Below are 1,108 nucleotides of genomic sequence, written 5' to 3'. Positions count from 1 at the left end.
TCATTGTAGGCGGAGAGCTATTTACTGATTACTCCGATCACCCTCGCAAACTTGTCACGCTAAACCCAAAACTCAAATCAACAGGCGCCGGACGCTACCAGCTTCTTTCCCGTTGGTGGGATGCCTACCGCAAGCAGCTTGGCCTGAAAGACTTCTCTCCGAAAAGTCAGGACGCTGTGGCATTGCAGCAGATTAAGGAGCGTGGCGCTTTACCTATGATTGATCGTGGTGATATCCGTCAGGCAATCGACCGTTGCAGCAATATCTGGGCTTCACTGCCGGGCGCTGGTTATGGTCAGTTCGAGCATAAGGCTGACAGCCTGATTGCAAAATTCAAAGAAGCGGGCGGAACGGTCAGAGAGATTGATGTATGAGCAGAGTCACCGCGATTATCTCCGCTCTGGTTATCTGCATCATCGTCTGCCTGTCATGGGCTGTTAATCATTACCGTGATAACGCCATTACCTACAAAGCCCAGCGCGACAAAAATGCCAGAGAACTGAAGCTGGCGAACGCGGCAATTACTGACATGCAGATGCGTCAGCGTGATGTTGCTGCGCTCGATGCAAAATACACGAAGGAGTTAGCTGATGCTAAAGCTGAAAATGATGCTCTGCGTGATGATGTTGCCGCTGGTCGTCGTCGGTTGCACATCAAAGCAGTCTGTCAGTCAGTGCGTGAAGCCACCACCGCCTCCGGCGTGGATAATGCAGCCTCCCCCCGACTGGCAGACACCGCTGAACGGGATTATTTCACCCTCAGAGAGAGGCTGATCACTATGCAAAAACAACTGGAAGGAACCCAGAAGTATATTAATGAGCAGTGCAGATAGAGTTGCCCATATCGATGGGCAACTCATGCAATTATTGTGAGCAATACACACGCGCTTCCAGCGGAGTATAAATGCCTAAAGTAATAAAACCGAGCAATCCATTTACGAATGTTTGCTGGGTTTCTGTTTTAACAACATTTTCTGCGCCGCCACAAATTTTGGCTGCATCGACAGTTTTCTTCTGCCCAATTCCAGAAACGAAGAAATGATGGGTGATGGTTTCCTTTGGTGCTACTGCTGCCGGTTTGTTTTGAACAGTAAACGTCTGTTGAGCAC

3 protein-coding genes are annotated in these 1,108 nt (G+C 49.5%); 2 read left to right on the top strand and 1 reads right to left on the bottom strand.

The features are described from left to right. Positions 1–374: glycoside hydrolase family 24 protein (locus CSC62_RS17225; protein ID WP_162407889.1), on the top strand; the 374-nt coding region annotated here is incomplete at its 5' end. Then, entirely contained in the window at positions 371–832 is a 462-nt protein-coding gene (rzpD, locus tag CSC62_RS17220; RefSeq protein ID WP_000092275.1) for a prophage endopeptidase RzpD, read from the top strand. The genes CSC62_RS17225 and rzpD, both read left to right, overlap by 4 nt. A 31-nt stretch (positions 833–863) precedes the next feature. Here rzpD and bor read toward each other — a convergent pair. Continuing rightward, positions 864–1,108: serum resistance lipoprotein Bor (bor, locus tag CSC62_RS17215; protein WP_075252861.1), on the bottom strand; the 245-nt coding region annotated here is incomplete at its 5' end.

This window comes from Pseudoxanthomonas jiangsuensis, from assembly GCF_010093185.1.
In the GTDB taxonomy this organism is placed as follows: Bacteria; Pseudomonadota; Gammaproteobacteria; order Xanthomonadales; family Xanthomonadaceae; genus Pseudoxanthomonas; species Pseudoxanthomonas jiangsuensis.
This window is presented reverse-complemented; position numbering and strand designations above follow the sequence as displayed.

Coding starts and splice junctions, on each gene's coding strand:
- rzpD (WP_000092275.1), top strand. CDS start 371: ATGAGCAGAGTCACCGCGATTATCTCCGCTCTGGTTATCTGCATCATC.